This is a genomic window from Streptomyces sp. NPDC059900, assembly GCF_050270335.1.
GTDB lineage: Bacteria > Actinomycetota > Actinomycetes > Streptomycetales > Streptomycetaceae > Streptomyces.
Window position 1 is genome coordinate 1 of the sequence record NZ_JBNNJZ010000353.1, and the last position, 8615, is coordinate 8615.

The following is an 8615-nucleotide window of genomic DNA, read 5'->3' on the forward strand; positions in this document are numbered from 1 at the left end:
GCTAGGGCCAGTGGAGTACGTCGACGGGACCAGTGCATGCACGACCTCCGTCCGATTTCCCCCGTACGGGGGACTCCTAGCGTCGACCCCATGCGAATCGGACTGCTGGGAACCGGAAATGTTGCTCGGGCGCTGGCCAGCGGATGGCAGGCGGCGGGGCATGACGTCGTGTTGGGGTCTCGATCCCCGAAGGAGCGGGGAGAGGCGGACGGGCTCGGCCCGTTAACCGTCGTGGGGCTGGGGGAGGCCGCCGCTCACGGAGACGTGTTGGTCAATGCCACGCCCGGTACGGCCTCGGTGAGTGTGCTGGAGGAGATCGGGGCCGCGGCCCTGGCCGGGAAGGTGCTGCTCGATGTCGGGGTCGGGTTCACCGAAGGCATGGCGCTCTCGCATCCCAACTACAGCCTCGGCGAGGAGATCCAAGCGGCGTTTCCCGAGGTGTCCGTGGTCAAGACGCTTGCCACCGTCGACTCCGTGGTGATGAAGGATCCGGGGAGTCTGGAGGAGGCGGGGACGATCTTCCTGTCCGGTGACGATGACGCAGCCAAGGGCACGGTCCGGCAGCTGCTCACCGACCTGGGATGGCCCGATGCCTCCCAGCTGGACCTGGGAGGCATCGGGACCGCGCGCGGGCAGGAGCACTTCGCGCTGCTGTTCATGGGGGTGGCGGAGGCGATCGGGTCGTACGGATTCGGCATCAAGGTCATTCGACCGCGGGCTGCCTGAGCAGGTGCCTGGGCCGGATCCGGGGTCCGGGCCTTCAGCCGGCCGGGGAGTCGCTGACCGGCGTGACCGGGCTGATCTCCAGCTTGACCGCGCCCTCGCCGTCCGAGACCGGGAGCGTGCCCGCGGGCCAGGCCAGCGTGACGTGCTTGGTCTCGTTCGGGGGCGTGACGACCAGGCTGGTGATGCGGACGCCGGAGCCGCCGGAGTTGTTGTACGGGAACGTGATGTTGAAGGCGGCGGAGTCGCCGTCCTTCAGGACGCCGGGCACGGCCTGCTCGCCGTTGCGGGCCACCGAGAGGGTGTCGCCCGTGGACGCCGTCAGGTCGACACCCGCGTAGCCCTTGATGGAGCAGTCCCGGCCGCCGCCGTTCTTGAAGACGACGGTGACGACGCCCTCCGTCTTGTCGGTGGTGTTGTCCGTGGCGTTCACTTCGAGCTCGTCGGTACGGCAGATCCCGACCTTGCCGTTGCTGTTGTCGCCGGTGCCCGCGGCCGTGCCCCGGGCGTCTTCCCCGCCGGACGACTCGCCGCCCTCGGTGGCCTCGCTGCCGCCGCCCGAGCCCCCGCCGGTGTCGCTGCCGGCGTCGGAGCCGGTACCGGTGTCCGCGCTGTCGCCGCCCTTGCCCGCCGACGCGGCGGAGGAGGGCGTCTCCGCTGACGCGTTGTCGTCGCCGTTACACGCGGTGAGCGAGAGTGCGGCGACGAGACCGATGACTGCGGCGACGGCCTTACGGGTGTGCTTCATGGGGTCCCCCGGAGAAGTGCTGGTGAGAAGTGCCGGTGAGTGGTGCTGGGCTGTGGCGATCTCAGCTAAGGGGGCGGGTCCCGGCGGGGGCAAGGAACGCTGGAGTATGCGGGACGCTGGGATGGTTCCAGGGCTCTGACCTGGGGGGACGTGTCTTGCCTGGAACGGTGGGGTGGGATGCGGATCATGGACGTGCGGTTGATCCAGGGTCCGGCTTCAGGTCCCCCGTGGCTCCCGGTGACGTCTCCGGCGGGGCTTCTGCTCGTAACGGTGGCGTCGGCGGTGGGCCACAGGTGTCACTCCGCGCCCTCCGCGCCCTCCGCGCCCTCCGCGCCCTCCGCGCCCTCCACGAAGTGGTCGAACTCGCCCGCCTGGACGCCCAGTACGAAGGCGTCCCACTTCTTCCGGGTCGTGGTCACCACGTTCTCCGGGTCACTGGTCTCCCGGAGGTATACGGCGTCCTCCGGGCCGTACGCGATCTCGATCCAGGGGCCGGGGCCTTCCTCCCCCTCGGGGGCGGCGCGGATCCAGTCGAGGTCCTGGGGGATGTCGGTCACGGTGGGGGTCCTTTGGTGGGACTTATTTGGTGCGGGGGTGGCTGCCCTGCGGGGCTTTCCTCGCAACTCCCGCTCCCGAACGGAGGCTTCCATGCGGCCAACAACCGTATCCCCGCCCTGGAGCTGCTCCCTCCGACTTCCGCACGACCCCCGCGCCCCCGGCGTCGCCCGGGCCACCGAGGGGAAACTGCTCTGGGCGGAGCTCGGTGGTGATCCCCCGCAGGTACAGGTGACGCCTCTACACTGAGGCGCGGCGGACTCCCGTGCGGTGAGGGGTGGTTGACGGTGCGTAAGGCGTGGCTGGTCGCGGCCGTTGGCGTCAGCGGGTCGATGAGCTTCATAGCGCTGCTCGTCGTCGGCACGTACATGGCCGCCGGAAGCATCGCCGACGGCGCCGGACAGGGGAACGTCGGCCTGGCGAAGGGCGCCGTGCCCGCGAGCTACCAGCCCCTCGTCCAGAAGTGGGGCAATCTCTGCAAGGCCATCAATCCCGCCCTGCTCGCCGCGCAGTTGTACCAGGAGAGCGGGTTCAATCCGAACGCCAAGAGCCCGGCCGCGGCCCAGGGGATAGCGCAATTCATCCCGGGGACCTGGGCCACGCACGGGGTCGACGGCGACGGCGACGGCGACCGCGACGTCTGGGACCCGAAGGACGCCATCCCCTCCGCCGCGTCGTACGACTGCAAACTCGCGAGCTACGTGAAGGACGCGCCGGGAAGCCCGACGAAGAACATGCTCGCCGCGTACAACGCGGGCGCATACGCCGTCATCAAGTACGGCGGCGTTCCGCCTTACCGCGAGACCCAGAATTACGTGAAGACCATCACGAACCTGGAGAAGAGCTTCGCCCGCCCCACCAGCCGGGTCCAGCCCTCGCAGCAGTCGGCGGGCGCCATCTACTACGCGCAGAAGAAGCTCGGCACGCTGTATCTGTGGGGCGGCAATGGAACGCCCGAGCAGGGCGGCCGGTTCGACTGCTCCGGTCTTACGCTCGCCGCCTATCGCAGCGTGGACATCGATCTGCCGCGTGTCGCGAACGACCAGTACAACGCGGGACCACATCCGAAACGGGACGAACTGCTCCCCGGTGACCTGGTGTTCTTCTCGGACGACCTCACCAATTCCCGCGCCATCCGGCACGTCGGGATCTATGTCGGCGGGGGCTACATGATTAACGCGCCGCGGGCCGGTGCGGTGATCCGGTTCGACCCGATCGACACGCCGGATTATTTTGGCGCGACTCGTGTCACCGAGGACGGGGCGAATGCCGTGCCCAGCAAGCCATCGGCGGCTTGAGGGGTGCCGTAAAAGGCTCAAACGGGACGCGTGCGCAGGGCGTTATATGGCTTGAACTCTCCGTCAGTACACTTCTCTGAGCTGCGGCGATGAGTCTCTCTTCGATAACGTCTGCGTGATCATTCGGTGGAGAGTGGAACGTAGTGGAGGGAACCATGCGTTCCCTTGACTGAAGTGATCGAAGAGCGCGACCACCCAGTAGCGAGCGGCATTGACCACGCAGCAAGCAGCACTGACCACGGGGGTTGATGGCAGGGCGTACGGCAAGGTGCGTCCGAGGCGAGAAGACAAGGGGCCGCAGCACCATGGCTGGACTCGATACAACCGGGTCGAACCCCGACGTCAGCCTGCTCTACGACATCAACGGCCTGGCTGGGGATTCGCCGGACTGGCTGGCAAAGTCGATCGCATTCGTCGGCGAGTACGGGTTGCTGCTCGCGCTTGTTCTGCTGGTCCTCTGGTGCTGGTGGGGGCAGCGAAAGCGCGCGACGCTCGATGATGCCGCTTCATCTGTCGCCGCTGTCGTCTGGGCGCCGCTGGCGGCCGGGCTCGCTGTCCTGGTGAATGTGCCGATCCGCGGATTTGTCGAACGGCGGCGGCCTTTCAAGGACCATGACGGCCTTGAGCTCCTTGTGCACGGAAAGACGGACTTCTCCTTCGTGAGCGATCACGCGACGCTCGCGATGGCGCTCGGCGTCGGGCTTTTCGTGGCCAACCGGAAGTTCGGTCTTGCCGGCATAGCTCTTGCCCTGCTCGAAGGCTTCTGCCGGGTCTTTATGGGCGTGCACTATCCGACGGACGTCGTGGGCGGATTCGCGCTCGGGACGGCTGTGGCGCTGCTGCTTTCGCCGCTGGCGATGGCGCTGCTCACCCCTGTGGCGAAGGCCGTCGGGAGGTCGGGGCGGGGTGGTCGTCTCGTGTGGGCGAAGCCGCGTGGCGAGGATGTGGCGGAGCTTCCCCGTCGGGCGGCGTCCGGGTCCCCCGGGCCCGATGAGCGGGGTCTTGCGGCGTAGCGGCTGTCTCTGGCTCTGCGTCTGCCTCGGCCTCTGGGGCTGCTTCCGCTCGGCGGCGTTTCAGTAGCCACCAGCCTGTGCCGGCCGCTGCGGCGGTTACTCCTGCGGAGGCTGCGGTGAGGGGGCCTGCTGCGGGGTGGTCGGCTTCGGCGGTGGCCGCGTGGGCTGCGGGGGCCGCGAAGGCCAGTAGGGCGGCTGTGGTGGCTGCGGCTGTGGCTATTCGTGGGGTCATACCCCCAGGGCAGCGGGGTCCCGCGTAGTGGGCCACCTGAGGGCGTGTCGGGTGAGCTGTTCGGGTTGCGGGGGAGGCCGTCCGGGGGAACGGGCTTTGTCCCCAACCCCGCCCCTTCCCGAAAACTCGCAGGCGCGAGGGCCCTGGCCCTGGCCTTGGGTGCCGTCAATCACCGGCTCCGCCGAGTTCGTCCTCAATCGCCGGACGGGCTGGGAGGTGCAGCTAGTCGGCGCGAGGGCCGTGGCCCTGGCCTTGGGCACCGTCAATCACCGGCTTCGCCGAGTTCGTCCTCAAACGCCGGACGGGCTGAAAGATCCAGCTCGCCGGAGCTCCCGACCTGCCCGGGGCTCCGCCCCAGACCCCGAAAAGATGGCCTCAAGCGCCGGACGGGCTGGGAGATCCGTCCGTCCGGCGTTTCTGGGAAGAGCTAGATCGCCTGGGCGTAGTCGAAGACCCGCTTGGGGTCGTACTGCTTCTTCAGGGTTTTCAGGCGGGAGGACGCCGGACCGTAGTACGCCTGGCGCCAGTTCGTCAGTGTGGGGTCGGCGTAGTTCTGGTAGGCCGCTCCCGATGCGTAGCGGGACATCGCGTTGTGGGCCGTTTTCAGCCAGGCCCGGGCCGGCTTGCCGGAGGTGCCGGGGCGCCAGGAGGCGATGTACTGGGCCAGCATCCGGCTGCGGCGGTGCACGAAGGCCGTGGCCGTCGGGTCGACCCGGTTGATCGCGCCGCCGAGCGCGGTCAGCGCGACGCTGCCCCCGCTCGCCCCCGTCACGTTCTCCACCTGGGAGAGCAGGGCGCGGATGCCCGCCGCCGATAGGGAGCGGTCGAAGAAGTCCGAACTTGCCGCGTACGTCTCGCGGTTCAGCGCCCCCTGCGGGCTCCGCCCCGGCGTCGCGCCCGGCAGATGGCACTGGGCGTCCGACGAGAAGGACGAGCAGCCCGCGTACACCTCCATCGCCTCCTCGTACGAGCGTCGCTTCAGGGAGACGCTGCGCGCCGGAGCGCCGATCTTGTCGGCCAGGCGGTCCACCGCGTTCTGGAGCTCCCCGTAGGTGCCGAGGGAGAAGCACGAGACCGAGACGGTCGGAGTGCCGCCCGGAGTGTTCGCCACGTGCGCCGACGACCAGATCTCGTCCGGCTGGTCGGGACCCCACTCCTGCCACGCCTTGATGACCGCCGCCGCCTTCGACCACGGCCAGTTCATGTACGCCGAGACGCCCTGCGGAGCCGCGTGCGTGCGGAAGCCCAGCTCCGTCACCACGCCGAAGTTTCCGTTGCCCGCGCCGCGCAGCGCCCAGAAGAGGTCCTTGTTCTCGCTCTTGCTGGCCGTCAGGAGCTTGCCGTCCGCCGTGACGAGCGTCGCCGAAGTGAGACTGTCGCAGGTCAGGCCGTACGCCCGGGACACCACCCCGTGGCCGCCGCCCAGGGTCAGGCCGGATATGCCGACCGTCGGGCAGGAGCCCGCCGGGATCGTCACGCCCTTCGCGGCAAGGGCGCGGTACACGTCGATCAGCTTCGCGCCCGCGCCGACCGTGGCCGTCGAACCGCCGGCCCGCGTCTTGTTCAGCTTCGACACGTCGATGATCAGGCGGCCCGTTCCGGACGACCAACCCCCGTAGGAGTGGCCGCCGTTGCGTATGGACACCGGGACGTCGTGCGCGCGGGCGTAGGCCAGCGTCGTGCGTATGTCGTCCGGGCCCGCGACGTACGCGACCGCCGTCGGCTTCAGGGAGTCGTAGCGCGTGTTGTAGAGCTGGCGGGCCGCCGCCCACTTCGCCTCGCCCGGCTTGACCAGGGTGCCGTCCAGGTCCCTTGCGAGGGCCGTGAGGTTCGCGGCGGCGGACGCGGCGGCACTGGACGAGCGAATGGGCGTACTGGAGCCGGGGGCGCTCTTGCCGTGGGGCGTGGCGCTGCCGCCACCCTCGCTGCCGCCGCCCGATCCGGAGCAGCCCGCCGCAGCGAAGGCCGCCGTCGCCGCCGCCGTGGTGCTGATGAACGTACGTCGTTCCATGACGCGCCTCCGCCTCCCGTTGCTTCCCGGAGTACGAGACGGCGTACGAGAGCCGTGGGTTCCGGTGAGAGCCGTGGGTTCCGGTGAGCGGAAAGGGGAGTTGTGCGCGACGCCCCGGGGTCTATCTGTCCGACAGGTGGGACTCCGCGTCCGTCCGGGCCTTGCTGCGCGCTCTGCGGGCCGGTCCCCGCCAGCCGCAACTGCACCGTGCGGCGCAGAATCGGCCCTGCTCGACGGTCGTGGTGCGGTGGGGTTCGTGCTGCTGCTCCTCGGCCACCCCACCACCGTACCCGGGTCCGGCGGGGACCCTTACGCGTGACGGGTCAACGTACCGGTCGTTACACGGAAGGACAGGGGGCTACAGAACCTCGCGGGAAGGCTTGGGGGTAGTCGGGCGATGGGTCAGCAGTACAGGCGCACAGGCGGAGCGGCCATGACGGCCGCGGCGGTGGGTCTCATGGCCGTTGCCACGGGATGTTCCGGGAGCGGTGCGGTCGCCGACGACCGGCGCGCGTCCGAGGACGCCGTCGACGCGGTGCGGAAGTCCGCCGACGCCCTTGTCCGCGCGGGGACTTCCAAGGCGCGTACGTCCATGGAGATGGCCAGCGGCGGCACCCGCGTGACCATCCGAGGGAAGGGCTCGTACGACTACGAGCGGCAGGTCGGGCGGTTCGTGGTGGTCCTGCCGAAGGACCCCGCAGGGGACGACGAGCACCGCCCGATCACCGAGCTGATGGCGAGCGGCGCGCTCTACATGAAGAACCGTGGCGCCGGAGTGCCCGCCGACAAGTGGGTGCGGATCGACACGACGACGCTCTCGGACGGCAACCTCGTCACGGGCGGCGCCACCGACCCGCTCGCCGCGGCTGAGCTGCTGCGGGGCGCGCGCAAGGCGTCGTACGTCGGTGAGACGGCGGTGGCGGGCGTGAAGGTGCGGCACTACCGCGGGACGGCGGACCTGCCGAGCGCCGCGAAGGCCGCTTCCGAGGGGCAGCGGCGGGCGCTGAGTGCGGCGGCGAAAGGGTTCAGCAGGGACGAGATCCCGTTCGACGCGTACCTCGACGAGCAGGGGCGGCTGCGGAAGCTGCGCCAGCAGTTCGGTGTCGCGAACGCGGAGGTGGCGTCGACGACTCTGCTCTTCGACTTCGGGGTACGGGTGGACGTGCGGCTGCCCGCGAGCGAGGACATCTTCGCCGGGAAGATCGCGGAGAAGTAGACCGGGAAGCAGAGAGGAGGAGGGCCTCGGCTAGTTGCGTCCGGGGGTGTGGAAATGGTCCGTCCGTGCCATGCGCGGTGTGTAGGCCGCTCCCTACTCTAGGAAGTCGGTACCGGCAGGACGCAAGGTCAGGAAGAGGTGATGAACGTGGCTCTGGTGCGCGGTACGACTGTTCAGGACCACGTTGCCCTTGCCGAGATCGAGCTGTGCGGCGAACTCATCATCGCGGCGAGTGCCGCGGGTGAGGAACGGCTGAGCGCCGACCGCATTGACGAGGTCCTGAACGTCTCCACTGGCGTGGAGCAGCGGCGAGGCGATATCCGGGAGTAGTCCCGAGGAGCCCCGGACACCGGGGCGGGGAGCGGCCCGGGCCCTGCCGCACCCCTTCGATCCGACCCGCCCCTCCGGACCGGCCGGCGCCCCCTCAGTCCGAGCAGCAGGCCTCAGGTGCGCATCACGCGCAGACCTCAGGTGCGCATCATGCGCGCGATCGCCTTCGTGGCCTCTTCGACCTTCGCGTCGATCTCGTCGCCGCCCTTGACCGCCGCGTCCGCCACGCAGTGGCGCAGGTGCTCCTCAAGGAGCTGGAGGGCGAAGGACTGGAGGGCCTTCGTGCCCGCGGAGACCTGGGTGAGTATGTCGATGCAGTAGACGTCTTCCTCGACCATCCGCTGAAGGCCCCGGACCTGGCCCTCGATGCGGCGCAGGCGCTTGAGGTGTTCGTCCTTCTGCTTGTGGTACCCGTGGACACCCTGGTCGTGGCCGGGCTCGGAGGGCGCTTCGGTGTTCATGGCCACGCCGGCCGCATCGGTGGTCGTC

The 8615-nt window shown here is 69.5% G+C and carries 9 protein-coding genes; 5 read left to right on the top strand and 4 right to left on the bottom strand.

From position 1 onward, the window contains the following. Positions 1-90 precede the first annotated feature (90 nt). Positions 91-726 carry an NADPH-dependent F420 reductase gene (locus tag ACQKIP_RS32120; RefSeq protein WP_365860200.1) on the top strand — a complete coding sequence of 212 codons (636 nt, stop codon included), beginning with the start codon at positions 91-93 and terminating at the stop codon, positions 724-726. Positions 727-760: 34 nt separating this feature from the next. Here the strand turns inward: ACQKIP_RS32120 and ACQKIP_RS32125 are convergent, their stop codons facing one another. Both ACQKIP_RS32125 and ACQKIP_RS32130 read right to left on the bottom strand, forming a co-directional pair. Next, the gene (locus tag ACQKIP_RS32125) at positions 761-1471 is read right to left on the bottom strand and encodes a DUF4232 domain-containing protein (RefSeq protein WP_365860201.1); all 711 of its coding nucleotides are present in this window, start codon (positions 1469-1471) and stop codon (positions 761-763) included. Positions 1472-1767: 296 nt separating this feature from the next. Next, positions 1768-2028 (bottom strand): DUF397 domain-containing protein, encoded by a 261-nt coding sequence (locus ACQKIP_RS32130; RefSeq protein ID WP_365860202.1) that lies wholly within the window; start codon positions 2026-2028, stop codon positions 1768-1770. 285 nt (positions 2029-2313) lie between these two features. On the opposite strand from ACQKIP_RS32130, the gene ACQKIP_RS32135 reads away from it, so the two are divergent. Both ACQKIP_RS32135 and ACQKIP_RS32140 read left to right on the top strand, forming a co-directional pair. Continuing rightward, positions 2314-3324, top strand: coding sequence for a bifunctional lytic transglycosylase/C40 family peptidase (locus tag ACQKIP_RS32135; protein WP_361200924.1), 1011 nt, complete (start codon positions 2314-2316; stop codon positions 3322-3324). Between the two features lie 305 nt (positions 3325-3629). After that, the gene (locus ACQKIP_RS32140) at positions 3630-4337 is read left to right on the top strand and encodes a phosphatase PAP2 family protein (protein WP_365860203.1); all 708 of its coding nucleotides are present in this window, start codon (positions 3630-3632) and stop codon (positions 4335-4337) included. A gap of 659 nt (positions 4338-4996) precedes the next feature. Here the strand turns inward: ACQKIP_RS32140 and ACQKIP_RS32145 are convergent. Beyond that, complete coding sequence (locus ACQKIP_RS32145) at positions 4997-6580, bottom strand: FAD-binding oxidoreductase (protein ID WP_365860204.1); 1584 nt, start codon at positions 6578-6580, stop codon at positions 4997-4999. A 397-nt stretch (positions 6581-6977) separates the two neighbouring features. Between ACQKIP_RS32145 and ACQKIP_RS32150 the strand changes: the two genes are divergently transcribed. Both ACQKIP_RS32150 and ACQKIP_RS32155 read left to right on the top strand, forming a co-directional pair. Continuing rightward, positions 6978-7796, top strand: coding sequence for a hypothetical protein (locus ACQKIP_RS32150; protein WP_427744891.1), 819 nt, complete (start codon positions 6978-6980; stop codon positions 7794-7796). Positions 7797-7937: 141 nt separating this feature from the next. Beyond that, positions 7938-8126, top strand: a complete 189-nt coding sequence (locus tag ACQKIP_RS32155) for a hypothetical protein (RefSeq protein ID WP_365860206.1) — start codon at positions 7938-7940, stop codon at positions 8124-8126. A gap of 137 nt (positions 8127-8263) precedes the next feature. Here ACQKIP_RS32155 and ACQKIP_RS32160 read toward each other — a convergent pair. After that, on the bottom strand, positions 8264-8615 hold a 352-nt coding region (locus ACQKIP_RS32160), incomplete at its 5' end, for a metal-sensitive transcriptional regulator (protein WP_427744893.1).

Bases quoted from the DNA above. Each gene is read 5' to 3' on its own strand.
- ACQKIP_RS32120 (WP_365860200.1), top strand. From the start codon at position 91: ATGCGAATCGGACTGCTGGGAACCGGAAATGTTGCTCGGGCGCTGGCC.
- ACQKIP_RS32125 (WP_365860201.1), bottom strand. From the start codon at position 1,471: ATGAAGCACACCCGTAAGGCCGTCGCCGCAGTCATCGGTCTCGTCGCC.
- ACQKIP_RS32140 (WP_365860203.1), top strand. From the start codon at position 3,630: ATGGCTGGACTCGATACAACCGGGTCGAACCCCGACGTCAGCCTGCTC.
- ACQKIP_RS32145 (WP_365860204.1), bottom strand. From the start codon at position 6,580: ATGGAACGACGTACGTTCATCAGCACCACGGCGGCGGCGACGGCGGCC.
- ACQKIP_RS32150 (WP_427744891.1), top strand. From the start codon at position 6,978: ATGGGTCAGCAGTACAGGCGCACAGGCGGAGCGGCCATGACGGCCGCG.
- ACQKIP_RS32155 (WP_365860206.1), top strand. From the start codon at position 7,938: ATGAACGTGGCTCTGGTGCGCGGTACGACTGTTCAGGACCACGTTGCC.